This window comes from Cedecea sp. NFIX57 (assembly GCF_900177785.1).
GTDB lineage: Bacteria > Pseudomonadota > Gammaproteobacteria > Enterobacterales > Enterobacteriaceae > Cedecea > Cedecea neteri_C.
Map to the genome: position 1 here is coordinate 31,271 of NZ_FXAS01000029.1, position 19,648 is coordinate 50,918.

At 55.5% G+C, this 19,648-nt stretch carries 18 protein-coding genes and 1 other RNA gene; 14 read left to right on the forward strand and 5 right to left on the reverse strand.

The genetic code is table 11. The features are described from left to right. Nucleotides 1-25: 25 nt before the first annotated feature. Nucleotides 26-946, forward strand: coding sequence for an agmatinase (gene speB, locus B9Y90_RS20385; RefSeq protein ID WP_038479002.1), 921 nt, complete (start codon nt 26-28; stop codon nt 944-946). A gap of 36 nt (nt 947-982) precedes the next feature. Here the strand turns inward: speB and B9Y90_RS20390 are convergent, their stop codons facing one another. Then, nucleotides 983-1,741 carry a metalloprotease LoiP gene (locus tag B9Y90_RS20390; protein ID WP_085542349.1) on the reverse strand — a complete coding sequence of 253 codons (759 nt, stop codon included), beginning with the start codon at nt 1,739-1,741 and terminating at the stop codon, nt 983-985. Between the two features lie 268 nt (nt 1,742-2,009). Between B9Y90_RS20390 and tkt the strand changes: the two genes are divergently transcribed. The 7 genes from tkt (at nt 2,010) to B9Y90_RS20425 (ending at nt 10,405) form a co-directional block, all read left to right on the forward strand. Next, nucleotides 2,010-4,001, forward strand: a complete 1,992-nt coding sequence (gene tkt / locus B9Y90_RS20395) for a transketolase (RefSeq protein WP_085542350.1) — start codon at nt 2,010-2,012, stop codon at nt 3,999-4,001. A 327-nt stretch (nt 4,002-4,328) separates the two neighbouring features. Beyond that, on the forward strand, nt 4,329-5,375 hold the full coding sequence (epd, locus tag B9Y90_RS20400) for an erythrose-4-phosphate dehydrogenase (protein WP_085542351.1): 1,047 nt from the start codon (nt 4,329-4,331) through the stop codon (nt 5,373-5,375). Nucleotides 5,376-5,396: 21 nt separating this feature from the next. After that, nucleotides 5,397-6,560 carry a phosphoglycerate kinase gene (gene pgk, locus B9Y90_RS20405; RefSeq protein ID WP_085542352.1) on the forward strand — a complete coding sequence of 388 codons (1,164 nt, stop codon included), beginning with the start codon at nt 5,397-5,399 and terminating at the stop codon, nt 6,558-6,560. A gap of 97 nt (nt 6,561-6,657) precedes the next feature. Continuing rightward, nucleotides 6,658-7,737, forward strand: coding sequence for a class II fructose-bisphosphate aldolase (gene fbaA / locus B9Y90_RS20410; protein ID WP_085542353.1), 1,080 nt, complete (start codon nt 6,658-6,660; stop codon nt 7,735-7,737). Between the two features lie 181 nt (nt 7,738-7,918). Next, nucleotides 7,919-8,779 (forward strand): small-conductance mechanosensitive channel MscS, encoded by an 861-nt coding sequence (locus B9Y90_RS20415; RefSeq protein ID WP_085542354.1) that lies wholly within the window; start codon nt 7,919-7,921, stop codon nt 8,777-8,779. Nucleotides 8,780-8,921: 142 nt separating this feature from the next. After that, nucleotides 8,922-9,557, forward strand: a complete 636-nt coding sequence (gene argO / locus B9Y90_RS20420; protein ID WP_039297901.1) for an arginine exporter ArgO — start codon at nt 8,922-8,924, stop codon at nt 9,555-9,557. Nucleotides 9,558-9,667: 110 nt separating this feature from the next. Continuing rightward, entirely contained in the window at nt 9,668-10,405 is a 738-nt protein-coding gene (locus B9Y90_RS20425; protein ID WP_085542356.1) for an oxidative stress defense protein, read from the forward strand. Between the two features lie 53 nt (nt 10,406-10,458). Here the strand turns inward: B9Y90_RS20425 and argP are convergent, their stop codons facing one another. Further along, nucleotides 10,459-11,358: a DNA-binding transcriptional regulator ArgP gene (gene argP / locus B9Y90_RS20430; RefSeq protein WP_008461592.1), complete on the reverse strand. Its 900-nt coding sequence runs from the start codon at nt 11,356-11,358 to the stop codon at nt 10,459-10,461. 188 nt (nt 11,359-11,546) lie between these two features. Here argP and rpiA point away from each other — a divergent pair, with 188 nt between their 5' ends. Next, the gene (gene rpiA, locus B9Y90_RS20435; RefSeq protein ID WP_085542357.1) at nt 11,547-12,206 is read left to right on the forward strand and encodes a ribose-5-phosphate isomerase RpiA; all 660 of its coding nucleotides are present in this window, start codon (nt 11,547-11,549) and stop codon (nt 12,204-12,206) included. Nucleotides 12,207-12,509: 303 nt separating this feature from the next. Then, entirely contained in the window at nt 12,510-13,748 is a 1,239-nt protein-coding gene (serA, locus tag B9Y90_RS20440; RefSeq protein WP_085542358.1) for a phosphoglycerate dehydrogenase, read from the forward strand. A gap of 38 nt (nt 13,749-13,786) precedes the next feature. On the opposite strand, the gene B9Y90_RS20445 is transcribed toward serA, so the two are convergent. From B9Y90_RS20445 to zapA, 3 genes are all read right to left on the reverse strand, one after another. Next, the gene (locus tag B9Y90_RS20445; protein ID WP_085542359.1) at nt 13,787-14,383 is read right to left on the reverse strand and encodes a 5-formyltetrahydrofolate cyclo-ligase; all 597 of its coding nucleotides are present in this window, start codon (nt 14,381-14,383) and stop codon (nt 13,787-13,789) included. Between the two features lie 20 nt (nt 14,384-14,403). After that, nucleotides 14,404-14,587: non-coding RNA, 6S RNA (gene ssrS, locus B9Y90_RS20450), on the reverse strand. Between the two features lie 41 nt (nt 14,588-14,628). Continuing rightward, nucleotides 14,629-14,958 (reverse strand): cell division protein ZapA, encoded by a 330-nt coding sequence (gene zapA / locus B9Y90_RS20455; protein WP_085542370.1) that lies wholly within the window; start codon nt 14,956-14,958, stop codon nt 14,629-14,631. Nucleotides 14,959-15,126: 168 nt separating this feature from the next. On the opposite strand from zapA, the gene B9Y90_RS20460 reads away from it, so the two are divergent. The 4 genes from B9Y90_RS20460 to ubiI are packed head-to-tail and all read left to right on the forward strand — an operon-like array spanning nt 15,127 to nt 19,432. Beyond that, nucleotides 15,127-15,705 (forward strand): YecA/YgfB family protein, encoded by a 579-nt coding sequence (locus B9Y90_RS20460; RefSeq protein ID WP_008461600.1) that lies wholly within the window; start codon nt 15,127-15,129, stop codon nt 15,703-15,705. A 23-nt stretch (nt 15,706-15,728) separates the two neighbouring features. After that, nucleotides 15,729-17,045, forward strand: coding sequence for a Xaa-Pro aminopeptidase (gene pepP, locus B9Y90_RS20465; protein ID WP_085542360.1), 1,317 nt, complete (start codon nt 15,729-15,731; stop codon nt 17,043-17,045). Next, nucleotides 17,042-18,220, forward strand: a complete 1,179-nt coding sequence (gene ubiH / locus B9Y90_RS20470; RefSeq protein WP_085542361.1) for a 2-octaprenyl-6-methoxyphenyl hydroxylase — start codon at nt 17,042-17,044, stop codon at nt 18,218-18,220. Before pepP ends, ubiH begins: the two co-directional genes overlap by 4 nt. Before the next feature lie 12 nt (nt 18,221-18,232). Beyond that, a complete protein-coding gene (ubiI, locus tag B9Y90_RS20475) occupies nt 18,233-19,432 on the forward strand; it encodes an FAD-dependent 2-octaprenylphenol hydroxylase (RefSeq protein ID WP_085542362.1) in 1,200 nt (399 codons plus the stop codon). Nucleotides 19,433-19,648 lie beyond the last annotated feature (216 nt).

Sequence of the window (19,648 nt, forward strand, 5' to 3'; positions counted from 1 at the left end):
TTAACCCCAACCGAGAGGTCAGACAATGAGCACCTTAGGCCACAAATACGATAACTCCCTGGTATCTAATGCCTTTGGTTTTTTACGTTTCCCGCTGAACTTCCAGCCGTACGATAGCGATGCAGACTGGGTGATCACCGGCGTTCCGTTCGATGCGGCAACGTCAGGTCGCGCCGGTGGCCGCCACGGCCCGGCAGCGATTCGTCAGGTATCCACCAACCTGGCATGGGAAGGAAACCGCTTCCCGTGGAACTTCGACATGCGCGAGCGTCTGAACGTTGTGGACTGCGGCGATCTGGTTTACGCCTTCGGTGATGCCCGTGAGATGAGCGAAAATCTCCAGGCGCACGCCGAGCGTCTGCTGGCTGCCGGCAAGCGTATGCTTTCCTTCGGGGGTGACCACTTCGTCACTCTGCCGCTGCTGCGCGCGCACGCTAAGCACTTCGGCAAAATGGCGTTGGTTCATTTTGATGCGCACACCGACACCTACGCGAACGGCTGCGAGTTTGACCATGGCACCATGTTCTACACCGCGCCGAACGAAGGTCTGATCGATCCGAACCACTCCGTGCAGATCGGTATTCGTACCGAATTTGACAAAGATAACGGCTTCACCGTGCTGGATGCCTGCCAGGTTAACGATCGCGGCGTGGACGATATCATTGCCCAGGTTAAGCAGATCGTCGGCGATATGCCGGTTTACCTGACCTTCGACATCGACTGCCTGGATCCTGCGTTTGCGCCGGGTACCGGTACGCCGGTGATTGGCGGCCTGACGTCTGACCGTGCTATCAAGCTGGTCCGTGGCCTGAAAGATCTGAACATCGTGGGGATGGACGTGGTGGAAGTGGCTCCGGCCTACGACCAGTCTGAAATCACTGCCCTGGCTGCGGCGACACTGGCGCTGGAAATGCTGTATATCCAGGCGGCCAAGAAAGGCGAATAAGCCCTTAAATACCGCCCCATTTGGGGCGGTATTGCTTTACTTAATGCCATCTGCCGCCATGCGGTCACGAATATGCTGGGCACGCGCTGCAGATGCCGGGTGGTCGTCCAGCATGGAGCTTTGACGGCCTTCGTCGAGCTTAGCCAGTTTCTCAAAGCTGGTGGCAAGGCCGGTCGGGTTGATGCCGCGTTTGCGCAACAGATCGTAAGAGTAGTCGTCCGCTTCGGATTCTTGCCGCTGGGAGAACTGAGCGTTCACCAGTTTTTCGCCTAAATCCCCAAGCTGAGACTGAGACAGGTTGCCAATCACGCCGCCTGCTGATGCCGCAGCAACACGGGCTGCGTTAGTCCCGAGCGCGACCTGCATACCTTTTTTCACGTGACCCAGCGCGACGTGCCCCATCTCGTGGCCAATCACCGCTTCAACTTCGTTGTCGTCCATCATGTCCATCAGGCCGCTGTACACGCGGATACAGCCATTCGCCATGGCGAAGGCGTTGACGTCTTTGGTCACATAAACCTTGTAGTTAACCGGCAGGCCGTTAATGTTATCGCCCAGCGCGGAGGCAATTTTGTTCAACCGCTGGGAATAAGGGCTGTCTGCCGGGGCTATCGTGGCTTTGCTGTCCTGTTGCTTACAGGCGTCATCGCTCAGGGTTTTCACCTGCGCGTCGCTTAAAGTGTAGGCCTGAAAAGCTTCGGCTCCGGAGGTAAGTAGCCCGTTGGAATCCATTCCCTGGCAGCCGCTCAGCAGGGCTGCGACGCTCAGGCTCAACAATATTGGGCGCATCTTCATGGCCATTTTCCTTTCTTTATAATAGGTAAAAACAGAATCGGATTTACCGCAGGCGAGGCGGCTCCAGACTCAGTATAAAGAAGAATAAATGGCCTGCGCATCAGGTTGCGCAACTTGCGAGCGTTATCCAGAGATTTCTTACCCTGTCAACGGCACGCCGCATGTACATGACCATTCCCCTGGTGTACATTGTTGTCACATTTTCGGGCGTAGCCCATAACGCATCGTAGTCAAGGCGCGACCTTCAACCATCCGATCTGGAGTCAAAATGTCCTCTCGTAAAGAGCTTGCCAATGCTATTCGTGCGCTCAGCATGGACGCAGTACAAAAAGCCAAATCCGGTCACCCGGGTGCCCCTATGGGCATGGCCGACATTGCCGAAGTCCTGTGGCGTGATTTCCTGAACCATAACCCGCAGAACCCATCCTGGGCCGATCGCGACCGCTTCGTGCTGTCCAATGGCCACGGTTCTATGCTGATTTACAGCCTGCTGCACCTCAGCGGTTATGATCTGCCGATTGAACAGCTGAAAAACTTCCGTCAGCTGCACTCTCAGACGCCGGGCCACCCGGAAGTGGGCTACACCGCAGGTGTGGAAACCACGACGGGTCCACTGGGTCAGGGTATTGCGAACGCTGTCGGTATGGCTATCGCAGAGAAAACGCTGGCGGCGCAGTTTAACCGTCCTGGTCACGACATCGTTGACCACTTCACCTATGCATTCATGGGTGACGGCTGCATGATGGAAGGCATCTCTCACGAGGTTTGCTCTCTGGCGGGTACCCTGAAGCTGGGTAAACTGGTTGCGTTCTATGACGACAACGGCATCTCCATCGACGGCCACGTTGAAGGTTGGTTCACCGACGATACCGCAAAACGCTTTGAGGCCTACGGCTGGCACGTCGTGCGCGGCGTAGACGGCCACGATGCAGCGGCTATCAAACGTGCGGTAGAAGAAGCGCGTGCGGTAACCGACAAACCCTCTCTGCTGATGTGCAAAACCATCATTGGTTTTGGCTCCCCGAACAAAGCCGGTACCCACGACTCTCACGGCGCACCGCTGGGTGATGCAGAAATCGCACTGACTCGCGAGGCTCTGGGCTGGAACCACGCACCGTTCGAAATCCCTTCTGATATCTACGCGCAGTGGGATGCGAAAGAAGCGGGTCAGGCTAAAGAAGCCGCATGGAACGAGAAGTTTGCTGCTTACGCGAAAGCCTTCCCGCAGGAAGCCGCGGAGTTTACTCGCCGCGTGAAAGGCGAAATGCCTTCTGACTTCGACGCGAAAGCGAACGAGTTCATCGCTAAGCTGCAGGCTAACCCATCCAAGATCGCCAGCCGTAAAGCATCCCAGAACGCTATCGAAGCGTTTGGCCCGCTGCTGCCGGAATTCCTGGGCGGTTCCGCTGACCTGGCGCCTTCTAACCTGACTATCTGGTCCGGTTCTAAAGCGATCAACGAAGATACTGCCGGGAACTACATCCACTACGGCGTGCGTGAATTCGGTATGACCGCTATCGCCAACGGTATCTCCCTGCACGGTGGCTTCCTGCCGTACACCTCTACCTTCCTGATGTTCGTAGAATATGCCCGTAACGCGGTGCGTATGGCTGCGCTGATGAAACAGCGTCAGGTGATGGTGTACACCCACGACTCCATCGGCCTGGGCGAAGATGGCCCAACTCACCAGCCGGTTGAGCAGGTTGCTTCCCTGCGCGTAACCCCGAACATGAGCACCTGGCGCCCATGTGACCAGGTTGAGTCTGCAGTAGCGTGGAAGTACGGCGTTGAGCGTCACGACGGCCCGACCGCCCTGATCCTTTCCCGTCAGAACCTGGCTCAGCAGGATCGTACCGAGCAGCAGCTGAAAGACATCGCTCGCGGTGGCTACGTGCTGAAGGATTGCGCCGGTCAGCCTGAGCTTATCTTCATCGCTACCGGCTCTGAAGTTGAGCTGGCGGTTGCCGCATGGGACAAACTGACTGCCGAAGGCGTGAAAGCGCGCGTAGTGTCCATGCCGTCTACCGACGCGTTCGACAAGCAGGATGCGGCTTACCGTGAATCTGTGCTGCCGAAAGCCGTTTCTGCTCGCGTGGCTGTCGAAGCTGGCATCGCAGACTACTGGTACAAATACGTTGGCCTGAACGGCGCTATCGTCGGCATGACCACCTTCGGTGAGTCTGCGCCGGCGGAGCTGCTGTTCGAAGAGTTTGGCTTCACCGTGGAAAACGTGGTGAAACAGGCTAAAGCGATTCTGTAATCCGTCTCGCTAAATAGTAGGGTCGCTTCGGCGGCCCTTTTTTATGCCGATTATTCCATTTATGCCCTGTTCTTTATTCCACCACTGCGGCGCTCAGTTGCAGTTATTCCACCAAAACTGTGATGTACGTCAGAAGTTGAGCGGAGCATGTTGGGGTATCGTTCCTTTTATTCCCGCTTTCGCTTAACATAGCTGAAGCGTTTCAGTCGAATAAATGTTCGACAATTAAGCAAACAAGTGCAGTTTCATGAGTGCGAGGATTCCCCTCAGGCGGTTGCTGGATTACTCTGTCAGCCACTTAATCCCAGGGATTCTGGCAGGAGAGATATGACCGTACGCATCGCTATTAATGGCTTCGGTCGCATTGGGCGCAACGTGGTACGTGCTTTGTACGAATCTGGTCGCCGTGCGGAAATTACCGTGGTAGCAATCAACGAACTGGCAGACGCTGCGGGTATCGCGCATCTGTTGAAGTACGATACCAGCCACGGCCGCTTTGCCTGGGATGTGCGCCAGGAGCGTGAAGTCCTGTTTGTGGGCGATGACAGCATCCGCCTGCTGCACGAACCGGCTATTGAAGCGCTCCCGTGGCGTGAACTGGGCGTTGATATCGTGCTGGACTGTACCGGCGTGTTTGGCTCCCGCGCTGACGGTGAAGCTCACATTCTGGCAGGGGCGAAGAAAGTCTTGTTCTCGCATCCCGGCGGTAACGACCTCGATGCGACCGTCGTCTACGGCGTGAACCATGAGCAGGTCGAAGACAGCCACCGTATCGTCTCCAATGCCTCCTGCACCACAAACTGTATTATTCCAATCATTAAACTGCTGGATGAAGCGTTTGGCATTGAGTCCGGGACGGTCACCACTATCCACTCGGCCATGCACGATCAGCAGGTGATTGACGCTTACCACCCTGATTTGCGACGCACCCGCGCGGCGAGTCAGTCGATCATTCCGGTGGATACGCGTCTTGCGGCCGGTATCACGCGTATTTTCCCACAATTTAATGACCGTTTTGAGGCGATCGCGGTACGCGTGCCCACGATAAACGTGACGGCAATTGATTTGAGCGTGACGGTCAGAAATTCAGTAAATGCATGTGAAGTCAACCACTTGCTGCAAAAAGCGGCACAGGAAGCATTTCATGGTATAGTTGACTATACGGAATTACCGTTGGTCTCTACTGATTTTAACCACGATCCGCACAGTGCAATCGTCGACGGCACGCAAACGCGGGTCAGTGGGCAACATCTGATTAAAACTCTAGTCTGGTGTGATAACGAATGGGGCTTTGCCAACAGGATGCTCGACACCACGTTGGTTATGGCTCAATGGATTTCAGGTAAGGCGCACGTTGCGTCTGCAAAACTTTAAGAATCAACGAGAGGATTCACCATGTCTGTAATTAAGATGACCGATCTGGATCTGGCGGGCAAACGCGTCTTCATCCGTGCCGATCTGAACGTGCCGGTTAAAGACGGAAAAGTGACCAGCGATGCGCGTATCCGTGCATCTCTGCCGACCATTGAACTGGCGCTGAAACAGGGTGCTAAAGTCATGGTGACTTCTCACCTGGGTCGTCCGACCGAAGGCGAGTACAACGAAGAATTCTCTCTGCTGCCAGTGGTTAACTACCTGAAAGACAAACTGTCTAATCCGGTTCGTCTGGTAAAAGATTACCTGGACGGCGTAGAGGTTGCCGCCGGTGAGCTGGTTGTGCTGGAAAACGTTCGCTTCAACAAAGGCGAGAAAAAAGACGACGAAGCGCTGTCCAAAAAATACGCTGCACTGTGTGACGTGTTCGTGATGGACGCTTTCGGTACCGCTCACCGTGCGCAGGCTTCTACCCACGGCATCGCTAAATTTGCTGACGTGGCTTGTGCAGGCCCGCTGCTGGCCGACGAACTGGAAGCGCTGGGTAAAGCGCTGAAAGAACCTGCTCGCCCAATGGTGGCTATCGTGGGTGGTTCTAAAGTTTCGACTAAACTGACCGTGCTGGATTCCCTGTCCAAAATCGCTGACCAGCTGATTGTTGGCGGCGGCATCGCGAACACCTTCGTTGCAGCCCAGGGCCACAACGTCGGTAAATCCCTGTACGAAGCAGACCTGGTTGATACCGCTAAAGATCTGCTGACCCGTTGCGATATCCCAGTGCCAACTGACGTGCGTGTGGCTACTGAGTTCTCCGAAACTGCGACCGCAACCCTGAAGTCCGTAAGCGACATCAAAGACGAAGAGCAGATTCTGGACATGGGCGACGTTTCCGCTGAGAAACTGGCCGTGATCCTGAAAAACGCGAAAACCATTCTGTGGAACGGCCCGGTTGGCGTCTTCGAATTCCCTAACTTCCGTAAAGGGACCGAAATCGTTGCTCGTGCTATCGCAGACAGCGAAGCCTTCTCCATTGCAGGCGGCGGCGACACTCTGGCCGCTATCGACCTGTTCGGTATCGCAGACAAAATTTCCTACATCTCTACCGGCGGCGGCGCATTCCTCGAGTTCGTGGAAGGCAAAGTACTGCCAGCTGTAGCGATGCTCGAAGAGCGCGCTAAGAAGTAATTCCTACGGGCAGGGTAACCTGCCCGTTGATTTATTGCCGCCCGGCAAGATTCAGGACGGTGATTCGATTTTTCCAAGGCCTACAGGACACATCAACATGTCTAAAATTTTTGATTTCGTAAAACCAGGTGTTGTAACTGGCGACGACGTACAGAAAATCTTCCAGGTAGCAAAAGAGAACAACTTTGCTCTGCCAGCCGTTAACTGCGTCGGTACCGACTCCATTAACGCCGTTCTGGAAACCGCTGCGAAAGTAAAATCTCCGGTTATCGTTCAGTTCTCTAACGGCGGTGCTGCTTTCATCGCTGGTAAAGGCGTGAAAACTGATGTTCCACAGGGGGCTGCTATCCTGGGGGCAATCTCTGGCGCACACCACGTACACCAGATGGCTGAACACTATGGCGTGCCGGTTATCCTGCACACTGACCACTGTGCTAAGAAACTGCTGCCGTGGATCGACGGCCTGCTGGACGCGGGTGAAAAACACTTTGCCGCTACCGGTAAACCACTGTTCTCTTCCCACATGATTGACCTGTCCGAAGAGTCTCTGGAAGAAAACATCGAAATCAGCTCCAAATACCTGGCTCGCATGTCCAAACTGGGCATGACCCTGGAAATCGAACTGGGCTGCACCGGCGGTGAAGAAGACGGCGTGGATAACAGCCACATGGACGCTTCTGCTCTGTACACCCAGCCAGAAGATGTTGATTACGCTTACACCGAGCTGAGCAAAATCAGCCCACGTTTCACCATCGCAGCGTCCTTCGGTAACGTACATGGCGTGTACAAACCAGGTAACGTGGTTCTGACCCCAACCATCCTGCGTGATTCTCAGGAATATGTTTCTAAGAAACACAACCTGCCGCACAACAGCCTGAACTTCGTTTTCCACGGCGGTTCCGGTTCTTCTGCTCAGGAAATCAAAGACTCCGTAAGCTACGGCGTGATCAAAATGAACATCGATACCGATACCCAGTGGGCAACCTGGGACGGTATCCTTCAGTACTACAAAGAAAACGAAGCTTACCTGCAGGGGCAGCTGGGTAACCCGAAAGGCGCTGACCAGCCGAACAAAAAATACTACGATCCGCGTGTCTGGCTGCGCGCAGCCCAGACTTCGATGATCGTTCGCCTGGAGCAGGCATTCAAAGAGCTGAACGCGGTAGACGTTCTGTAATTTGAGTTTTGCCGTTACTGCTGAAGCCCGCTTTGTGCGGGCTTTTTTTATGGATGGTATGGCTCAATTTTGTGATCTACATGGCAAAAATACGGGTTTTTGTTTACCCTTTGCAACTGGACTACGCTTTCAGGACGTAGAATTTTTGCCCTGTGGGCAGCCCTCAGACAAGGAACAGTAAATGGAAGATCTCAACGTAGTAGACAGTATTCATAATGCGGGAGGCTGGCTGGTGCGCAATCAGGAACTTCTCCTGAGCTATGCGGTAAACATCGTCGCCGCCGTGGCCATTTTGATCGCCGGGATGATCGTTGCCCGTCTGGTCTCCGGGACCGTTAATCGCCTGATGCTGGCTCGCAGCATCGACAGTACCGTCGCGGACTTTCTTTCCGCGCTGGTGCGCTACGGGATCATCGCGTTCACGCTGATTGCCGCCCTGAGCCGTGTTGGGGTGCAGACCGCTTCTGTGATTGCCGTGCTGGGTGCCGCCGGTCTGGCCGTGGGTCTGGCGCTGCAGGGGTCCCTGTCCAACCTGGCCGCAGGCGTGTTGCTGGTCACCTTCCGCCCCTTCCGTACCGGGGAGTATGTCGATCTCGGTGGCATCGCGGGCACAGTGCTGAATGTGCAAATCTTCTCCACCACGCTGCGTACCGTGGATGGCAAAATTGTGGTTGTGCCGAACGGCAAAATTATCGCCGGCAATATCATTAACTTTTCCCGTGAACCTGCCCGCCGTAACGAATTCATCATCGGCGTGGCCTACGATGCGGACATCGATCAAGTTAAGCAGATCCTGACTGACATCATCACCAGCGACGAGCGTGTGCTGAAGGATCGCGACATCACCGTGCGCCTCAACGAGCTTGGCCCTTCATCCGTCAACTTTGTGGTGCGGGCATGGAGCAAAAGCGGTGACCTGCAAAACGTTTACTGGGACGTGCTGGAGCGCATCAAGAAAGCCCTTGATGCAAACGGCATCGGCATTCCTTATCCGCAGATGGACGTTCACGTTCGCCAGATTAAAGGCTCTGATAACGCATAACCTCCAGGGCCAGCGTTCGCTGGCCTTAATTTTACCTGTAATAATTAGCCATTCTTATCAGCGATTAAAACTATCAATTTCCTCTAATAATTTTTGCGCATTACACTCACGCTCAATGATGAACATTTAAAGGGTGTACAGCGTGTTATCTTATTATTTTCAGGGTATTGCATTGGGAGCCGCGCTAATTCTGCCGCTGGGGCCGCAAAATGCCTTTGTGATGAACCAGGGCATTCGTCGCCAATACCATCTGATGATTGCTTCCCTGTGCGCGCTGAGCGACATCATTCTGATTTGTGGTGGGATTTTTGGCGGCAGCGCCATTCTGATGCAGTCTCCCTGGCTGCTGGCGCTGGTCACCTGGGGCGGCGTGGCATTTCTGCTGTGGTATGGCTGGGGCGCGCTGCGCACGGCGATGAGCAGCAACCTGGAGCTGGCTTCGGCCGAAGTGTTGAAACAAGGGCGCTGGAAAATCGTGGTCACCATGCTGGCAGTGACCTGGCTCAACCCGCATGTCTATCTGGACACCTTTGTGGTGCTTGGCAGCCTGGGCGGCCAGCTGGCGGATGATGCAAAACGCTGGTTTGCACTGGGGACCATTAGCGCCTCTATTCTCTGGTTTTACGGCCTGGCGATTCTTGCCGCCTGGCTTGCTCCCCGTCTGCGTACCGCGAAAGCGCAGCGTATTATCAACGGCGTGGTTGGGATTGTGATGTGGTTTATCGCCGCGCAACTGGCCCGGGATGGCGTGCAGCACATCGCGGCGCTGGTGGGCTAATTCGCCATAATCTGATAGACAAGTTACCATTACAGGCTAAGCTTGCTGGCAGACGCCGGGAGTTTATTGCAAGGCGTAATCACAGTGGAACGTAGCACGGAGGAGTTACAGTGAAGTTTAAAATTTTAGCATTAGCCGCGTTAATGGGATTAGGTTCTGTTTCTGTACAAGCAGGTGAGTTGCCAAACGGGCCGCACGTGGTCACCTCCGGGACAGCCAGCGTTGATGCCGTACCTGATATCGCTACGCTCGCTATCGAAGTCAACGTGTCCGCTAAGGACGCCGCTTCTGCCAAAAAACAGGCCGACGATCGCGTGGCACAATATCTGACTTTCCTGCAGAAAAATGGCGTTGAGAAGAAGGACATCAATGCTGCTAACCTGCGCACACAGCCAGAATATGACTACCTGAAAGACGGCAAAACGCAACTGAAAGGCTATCGGGCGGTACGTCAGGTGGAAGTCACCCTGCGTCAGCTGGATAAAATGAACGAGCTGCTGGATGGGGCACTGAAGTCCGGCCTGAACGAAATCCGTTCCGTGTCGCTGGGGGTTGCGCATCCGGAAGAGTACAAAGACAAAGCACGTAAAGAGGCGATTAGCGACGCAACTCGCCAGGCGAAGCTGCTGGCCGAAGGCTTTAACAGCAAGCTGGGCCCGGTATACAGCGTGCGTTACCACGTGTCTAACTACCAGCCCGCACCGATGGTTCGCATGATGAAAGCGGACGCGGCTGCCCCGGTTTCCGCGCAGGATACCTACGATCAGCAGACTATTCAGTTTGACGATCAGGTTGACGTCGTGTTTGAACTGCAGGGCGCGCAGACCCCGGCGGCCCCTGCTCAGTAAGATGTGACCTTTACCTTAACCCTCGCCGCTGCCGGCGAGGGTTACTCAAAGCGTTATTCCGTATCCTGCCTCAAGACCTTGTGTCCGTACTCCAGCAAAGCATCCGTCACGTTGCGCATCATGCGGCTTTCCGGCGCAAAGCGGTGCCAGTAAAGCATGCGGCGCTGTAGCAGGCCCGGTGTCAGGTCGATTAATTCCCCGCTATTTAACTCGCGCTCAATTTGCAGGTGCGGGATCATACAGCAGGTTGTGCCCTGGCGCGCCAGCTGCACAAAGGCTTCCGAAGAGTTAACGATATGACACGGCACGCTGCCCGGCGACAGGTCAAAGTTCTGCTGTAAAAATGCCTGATGCATATCGTCGAGATGATCAAAGGCGACGGCAGGGGCTTTTAGCAGCGCCGACCGCGTGACGCCGTTCGGGAAATAACGCTCGGCAAAATCTTTCGATCCCACAAACAGGTAGTCCAGCGCGCCCAGGCGATCCACCAGGCAGCTTGGCAGCGGCTGAGGCTGAATGGAGACCGCACCAACCACTTCACCCCGACGCAGGCGCTCCTGAGTGCGGGTTTCATCTTCCACCTGAAGATTCAGGCGAATGGGGGAGTCGGCCAGAACCGGTGCAAGGGCAGGCAGCAGCCAGGTGGCCAGACTGTCGGCGTTGACCGCCAGCGAGAGCAGCAGCGGCGTGGAGCCGGTTTGCTCGTCGCCCAGCCACTCTTCCTCCAGCAGTTCCACCTGACGTAAAAGCGCCAGCAGTTTTTGGCCCTGTTCGGTAGGGCGGGGCGGCACGGTACGCACCAACAATGGCTGGCCGAACATCGTTTCCAGTTGCTTAATACGTTGTGACACCGCCGACTGAGTAATGCACAGCTTCTGCGCCGCACGCTCAAATCCTCGTTCACGAATTACCGCATCCAGCGCCTGCAGCGTTCTGTAGTCCGGGCGTTTCATTGTTGTTCATCTGCTCCTGATTTCGTCGTGCAGCCACTATGACATAAATTTGCCGCTGATTCAGACCAAATCAGCAAACCGGCAAGGTGTTCGAACGTGATGACGTTGGCATTGCGGCAAAGCCGGGGACATTTTTCCGACGCATGCTCTATAATGCGCGTCAGTTTCCACATCACAGGCATAAAATTATGACGCAGGATGAACTGAAAAAAGCAGTCGGATGGGCAGCACTCCAGTACGTGCAGCCGGGCACCATTGTGGGCGTGGGGACGGGCTCAACCGCCGCGCATTTTATTGATGCTTTGGGCACCATCAAACACCAGATTGAAGGTGCTGTTTCCAGCTCCGACGCTTCCACCGCGAAACTGAAAAGCCTTGGGATCCCTGTTTTCGATCTCAACGAGGTGGATTCATTAGGCGTTTACGTTGATGGTGCCGATGAGATCAACCACCAGATGCAGATGATCAAAGGCGGTGGTGCCGCGTTAACCCGCGAGAAAATCATCGCCTCCGTGGCCGACAAGTTTGTCTGCATCGCGGACGCTTCCAAGCAGGTTGATATTCTTGGTAACTTCCCGCTGCCGGTAGAAGTGATCCCGATGGCGCGCAGCGCCGTCGCGCGTGAGCTGGTAAAACTGGGCGGGCGCCCGGAGTACCGGCAGGGCGTGGTCACGGACAACGGTAACATCATTCTGGATGTGCATGGTTTGAGCATCATGGAGCCGATGAAGCTGGAAAATACCATCAACGGTATACCTGGCGTCGTTACCGTGGGCCTGTTTGCGAACCGTGGCGCGGATGTGGCGCTGATTGGCACTGCTGACGGCGTAAAAACCATCGTGAAATGATCTGACCGGGGCGCGTTCAGCGCCCCAAAAAACCGTATAAAAAATGACAAATTATTTTAACCGCATATTTGGTGACATATATCACATTTTGGTAACAGTGCTGTGATTCATGCCTGGTTCACTCTCTCGCTCAGCATTTTATTCTGACTCCCGCCGCCTTATTCCCGCCTGACGATACGGCGACGCAATCGTTCATATTGCCCCAAACGTAGATTTTGATATTTTGACAGAAGGGTAACTTATAGGCGGTGGCGCATCATCGCCTAAAAACGAACACAACAGCACTGAAAATAGGGTCGGGAAATGGCAAAAGTATCACTGGATAAAGACAGAATTAAATTCCTGCTTGTGGAAGGCGTGCACCAGAAGGCGATAGACAGCCTCCGTGCAGCGGGATACACCAACATTGAATTCCATAAAGGCGCGCTGGATTCCGAAGCGCTCAAAGAGTCGATCCGTGATGCTCACTTCATTGGCCTGCGTTCCCGCACCCATTTGACCGAAGAGATCTTTGCCGCGGCTGAAAAACTGGTGGCCGTGGGCTGCTTCTGCATCGGCACCAACCAGGTTGATCTGGATGCGGCGGCGAAGCGTGGTATTCCTGTGTTTAACGCCCCGTTCTCTAACACCCGTTCCGTTGCCGAACTGGTGATTGGTGAATTGCTGCTGCTGCTGCGTGGCATTCCTGAAGCTAACGCCAAAGCGCACCGTGGCGTGTGGAACAAGCTGGCGGTAGGCTCTTTTGAGGCCCGTGGTAAAAAGCTGGGCATCATTGGTTACGGCCACATTGGTACACAGCTGGGGATTCTGGCTGAATCTCTGGGGATGCACGTCTACTTCTACGATATCGAAAACAAGCTGCCGCTGGGCAATGCCACTCAGGTTCAGCATCTTTCCGACCTGCTGAACATGAGCGATGTGGTGAGTCTGCACGTGCCGGAAAACGCCTCCACCAAAAACATGATTGGCGCGAACGAACTGGCGCTGATGAAGCCGGGCTCACTGCTGATCAACGCCTCCCGTGGTACGGTGGTCGATATTCCTGCTCTATGTGGTGCACTTTCCAGCAAGCATCTGTCTGGTGCGGCGATTGACGTCTTCCCGACTGAGCCAGCTACCAACAGCGATCCGTTCAACTCCCCGCTGTGCGAGTTTGACAACGTGATCCTGACCCCGCACATCGGCGGTTCAACTCAGGAAGCGCAGGAAAACATCGGCCTGGAAGTGGCGGGCAAGCTGGCGAAATACTCCGATAACGGCTCAACGTTGTCTGCGGTTAACTTCCCGGAAGTTTCGCTGCCGCTGCACGGGGGCACAACCAGCCGCCTGCTGCATATTCATGAAAACCGCCCAGGGATCCTGACCGCGCTGAACCAGATCTTTGCCGATCAGGGTATCAACATCGCCGCTCAGTTCCTGCAGACCACGCCGCACATGGGGTACGTGGTAATTGATATTGATGCGCCTGAAGATGTTGCTGAGAAGGCGCTGAAGTCAATGAAAGGGATTCCGGGCACCATTCGCGCCCGTTTGCTGTACTGATCTGACGAATGGCCTCTTCCCCGAAGGGGGAAGGGGCATCACCACTGCCAAAGGCGCGATGGCGTCACCACGGCAGGCAAAGGAATATCCCACTGTTCTACCGGCAATGTCTCCACCTGCTGGCAATCATGTGCCAGGCCAACCGGGTAAAGGCCGTGCTGTGGCCAGTGCTGTAGCGTCCTGTCGTAGAATCCACCGCCCATGCCCAGACGCTGCCCCGCTTCATCAAAGGCAACCAGCGGCGTAACCAGTACATCCAGCTTATTCAGCGGCAGCACGTCGCGAACATCCAGCTTAGGCTCAAGAATTTTCAGGCGATTGGTGACCAGATTGCTTTGCGGCGTGTAGCGCAAAAACAGCAGGTTACCGGCGCTAAAAGGATGAAGTACCGGGAGATAAACGTTTTTGCCCGCCTGCCATAAAGCCTCAATCAGCGGCGTGGTATTAAGCTCGCCGTCGAACGAGAGAAACAGCGCCACGGTGTGAGCACGAATAACCGGCTCAAACGCCAGCATACGTTCAGCGGCCTGCAGGGCAAAGGTTTGTTGTTCAGCGGGAGTGAGTGACCGGCGTCTCTGCCGTATCGTTTGGCGAATGTCCTGACGAAGCGTTGAGGTTAACGGGATATGCGTCATGATGGCCGGGTAGTAAAGAGGGAATCTCCGAGATGCCGCCGCAGGCTGTAACCCTTGAACCCTTGGTTCAAGGTGAGTGTGTCGTCATGGTTTTAAGGCTTCTCGGACGAACCGAGCATGCTCACCAACCGCGGAGCGCCACACTCTTGTGGTATGAAATATCGGCTCAGGGGACTGGCCCGCTTGCAAACATCTCAGAGAAATTTTGTCTTCGAAGTTACTCTACCATAGTCAACTGCGAAGTGTTATTCAAACTTTGGACCCTGTCGGTCTGCAATGCGACCTTGCTCAAGCAATGCTTGTTCGATGGTCTGCTGTAGCATCCGAATACGCTCTTCCATACTGGCGGCGTAGTCACGGGTTTTCGACTTTTCCTGAGCCAGTTCGTAGCAAATGTTAAGTGCTGCGATGAACACCAGCTGCTCGGTATTTGTGACTCTAGTGCGAACTTTTAAATCTTGCAACCGCTGATTCAGCTCTTCCGCAGCCTGATTCAGCGCATCCTGTTGTTCAGGCGGACAATTCACGCGTAATGAACGACCGAAAATTTGAATATCGACTGGTTGTGCAGACATGCCACCTTCCTGCTGTTTACTCGCCTGCCTTAACGCCACCGACCCCGGTAGCGGAAGGGGCGCCACTATAGCTATCCCGATATCAAGATACAAGCCCTTTTCTGGTATCTGCGGGGGTCCTGGTGGTAGCATAACACACACTATTCCTGCCAACGATGACGAATGCGCATGTCAATACAGAACGCAATGCCGGACTACGACTTAGTCGGCCAACTTTTGAACCAACAGGGTGTGGGTCTGACGCCTGCAGAAATGCACGGTTTGATCAGCGGCATGCTGTGCGGTGGTAACAAAGACACCAGCTGGCAAACGCTGCTGCATGACCTGACTAACGAGGGCCTGGCCTTTAGCCAGAACCTTGCCGATCCGCTACGCCAGATGCACGGCGCCATTGGCGACGCGCTGGAAGACGAAGGCTTCCTGTTCCAGCTTTACCTGCCGGACGGGGATGATGTCTCCGTTTTCGATCGCGCCGATGCGCTTTCCGGCTGGGTAAACCATTTCCTGCTGGGCCTCGGCGTGATGCAGAGCAAGCTCGACAAAGTCACCGGTGAAACCGGCGAAGCCATTGACGATCTGCGTAATATTGCCCAGTTGGGTTATGACGAGGACGAAGATCAGGAAGAGCTGGAAATGTCCCTCGAAGAGATTATTGAGTATGTGCGCGTTGCGGCGCTGCTGTGCCACGACACCTTTACTCATGCGGCACCGACCGCACCTGAGGTACGCAAACCTACGCTCCACTAACGGTCAAAAAGTCAGGAGATGTGATGAACCAGCAGGAATTTCTTCGCCGTCGCCAGGCGCTTCTGGCGAAAATGGTGCCTGGCAGCGCTGCGTTAATTTTCGCGGCCCCGGAAGCGACCCGTAATGCCGACAGTGAATACCCTTATCGGCAGAGCAGCGATTTTTGGTACTTCACAGGTTTTAATGAGCCGGAAGCTGTGCTGGTGCTCATTAAAAGCGATGAGTCGCATAATCACAGCGTACTGTTCAACCGCGTGCGGGACAAAAGTGCAGAAATTTGGTTTGGCCGCAGGCTTGGCCAGGACGCTGCCCCGCAGAAGTTAGGAGTGGATCGCGCGCTGGCCTTCAGCGAAATTGGTGAGCAATTACATCTCCTGCTAAACGGCCTGGATGTGGTTTACCACGCTCAGGGCGAGTACGAATATGCGGATAACATCGTTTTTGCCGCGCTGGATACGTTGCGTCGTGGTTCGCGTCAAAACCTGACCGCGCCAGCAACGCTGACCGACTGGCGCCCAATGGTGCACGAACTACGCCTCTTCAAATCCGAAGAAGAGATTGCCGTTATGCGTCGCGCCGGGGAGATTTCCGCGCTGGCGCATACTCGTGCCATGCAGGCCTGCCGCCCGGGAATGTTTGAATATCAGCTCGAAGGTGAAATTCACCACGAGTTTACCCGCCACGGCGCGCGTTATCCTTCGTACACCACTATTGTTGGCGGCGGCGAGAACGGCTGCATTCTGCATTACACCGAAAACGAAAGTGTACTGCGCGACGGCGACCTGGTGCTGATAGACGCCGGGTGCGAATACCAGAGCTACGCCGGCGATATCACACGTACTTTCCCTGTTAACGGCAAATTCAGTCCGGCTCAGCGTGAAATTTACGACATCGTGCTGGAATCGCTCGAAACCTCGCTAAAACTCTACCGGCCGGGCACCTCCATGCAGGAAGTGACGACGGAAGTGGTACGCATCATGGTTAAGGGGCTGGTGAAGCTCGGTATTCTGAAAGGCGATATCGATCATCTGATAGCCAATAACGCCCATCGCGCGTTCTTCATGCATGGCCTGAGCCACTGGCTGGGGCTGGACGTTCACGATGTAGGTTCTTATGGCGTGGACAAGTCTCGCGTGCTGGAGCCGGGTATGGTCATCACCGTGGAACCAGGGCTTTATATTGCGCCGGATGCAGACGTGCCCGCGCAGTACCGTGGCATCGGCATCCGCATTGAAGACGACATTGTGATCACCAAAGACGGCAACGAGAACCTGACCGCCAGCGTGGTGAAATCCGCAGACGATATCGAAGCGTTGATGGCGGCGGCGCGCCAGCCATGAGTGTCATCATTGTTGGCGGTGGGATGGCGGGGGCTACGCTGGCGTTAGCCATCTCAACCCTCACCCAGGGGAAATTGCCGGTGCACCTGATCGAAGCGATTGCTCCGGACTCAGCCGTTCATCCGGGGTTTGATGCCAGAGCCATCGCGCTTGCACAGGGCACCCGGCAGCAGCTGGCCCGCATTGGCGTATGGTCTGCGCTTGCCGACTGCGCCACGGCAATTAAAACCGTACACGTCAGCGACAAAGGCCATGCTGGCTTCGTCACCCTTGAGGCTGAAGATTACCAGATTGATGCGCTTGGGCAGGTTGTGGAGCTTCATGATGTCGGGCTGCGTCTTTTTAGCCTGCTGCGTAAAGCGCCAGGCGTAACGCTGCACTGCCCGCAGCGCGTTGCGTCGTTTACCCGGCACGAACATAGCGTGCAGGTTGTGCTGGATAACGGTGTTGAACTGCTGGGCAATATTCTGGTTGCCGCGGATGGCACGCGTTCTAAGCTGGCGGCGCAGTGTGGTATCACCTGGCTGCCGCAGAGCTACCAGCAAATCGCCGTGATTGCCAACGTCACCACCTCTGAACCCCATCATGGCCGGGCATTTGAGCGCTTTACCGAACACGGGCCGATTGCCATGCTGCCGATGTCCGACGGGCGCTGCTCGCTGGTCTGGTGCCATGCGCTGGATGCCCGTGAGGAGGTTGAAAGCTGGAGCGAAGCAGCGTTTTGCCAGCAGCTTCAGCGTGCCTTTGGCTGGCGGCTGGGGCGAATTACTCATGCAGGCATTCGCCATCATTATCCGCTGGCGTTACAACAGGCTTCACAGACCGTATCCCATCGCCTGGCGCTGGTGGGCAATGCCGCGCAAACGCTGCATCCGATAGCCGGGCAGGGATTCAACCTTGGCCTGCGCGACGTTATGTCGCTGGCTGAAGGGTTAGCAGAGGCACACGCGGCAGGCACGGATGTCGGCAGTTTCCCGGTTCTGGCTGCTTATCAGCAGCGCCGTGCCGCAGATAAAGCGGCAACCATCGGCGTCACTGACGGGCTGGTTCAGCTGTTTGCTAACCGTTGGGCACCGCTGGTGGCGGGCCGTAATCTTGGCCTGATGGCGATGGAACATTTTACTCCGGCACGAGACGTGCTGGCTCAGCGCACCCTGGGTTGGGTGGCGCGTTAAAGGAGAGTCAATTTGCAAAGCGTAGATGTGGCGATTGTCGGCGGCGGCATGGTGGGGCTGGCGGTAGCCTGCGGGCTTCAGGGCAGCGGCCTGCGCGTTGCGGTCATTGAAAGCCACCTTCCTCAGCCGTTGGCACCTGAAGCTGCCCCGGAACTGCGCGTTTCGGCGATCAATGCGGCCAGTGAAAAGCTGCTGACGCATCTGGGCGCGTGGTCAAAAATTAGCGAGCGAGCCAGTAGCTATCACGGGATGGAAGTCTGGGAGCGAGACAGCTTTGGGCAAATCGCCTTTGATGATAAGAGCTTCGGTTTTAGCCATCTGGGGCACATCATCGAAAACTCGGTAATTCACCAGGCGCTGTGGCAACGTGCGGAGCAATGTAGCGACATCAGCCTGATGGCCCCCGTGGACATCAACCAGGTCGCCTGGGGTGAAAACGAAGCGTTCCTGACCCTTAAGGACGGCACGATGCTAACTGCAAGGCTGGTGGTGGGCGCAGATGGCGCCAACTCCTGGCTGCGGGACAAAGCCGATATCCCGCTGACGTTCTGGGACTATAACCACCATGCGCTGGTGGCGACGATTCGCACCGCCGAGCCGCATCAGGCCGTTGCGCGTCAGGTGTTCCACGGCGAAGGTATTCTGGCGTTTCTGCCGCTTTCTGACCCGCATCTTTGCTCGATTGTCTGGTCGCTGCCGCCGGAAGAAGCGGTGCGTATGCAGCAGGCCGATGATGAAGCGTTTAATCAGGCGCTTTCCGTCGCGTTTAATATGCGCCTCGGGTTGTGTTCTGTTGAAAGCGAGCGTCGTACCTTCCCGCTGACGGGCCGCTACGCCCGCAGCTTTGCCGGTCATCGTCTGGCGCTGGTGGGCGATGCCGCCCATACCATTCACCCGCTGGCCGGGCAGGGCGTCAACCTTGGTTTTATGGATGCCGCTGAATTGATTGCGGAAATTCGCCGCCTGCATCGCGAAGGCAAAGATTTTGGGCAGCATCTCTACCTGCGTCGCTATGAGCGCAGCCGCAAGCACAGCGCGGCGGTGATGCTGGCCAGTATGCAAGGCTTCCGGGATCTGTTTGCCGGCAGCAATCCGGCAAAAAAACTCTTCAGAGACATTGGCCTGAAGCTTGCCGATACGTTGCCGGGGGTTAAACCGCAGCTGGTTCGCCAGGCGATGGGGCTACAAGATCTGCCGTCCTGGCTGCGCTGAATCCTCGTCATACTTCGAGCTACAGCGGTGTTAGCGGCACTCAGCCACTCGATGTAATCTATAGTGATAACTCCGTCACATTTCCCTTCCCGATGACCGGGAAGGGTATCTGCTCCCTCGTTTGAAATATTCTAATCTCAGGACAAATCTCGGATTACATTTTCTAATCTTACAAATTATGCGATGTAGTCAATTTGTTTCTGAAATGGTCGTAAA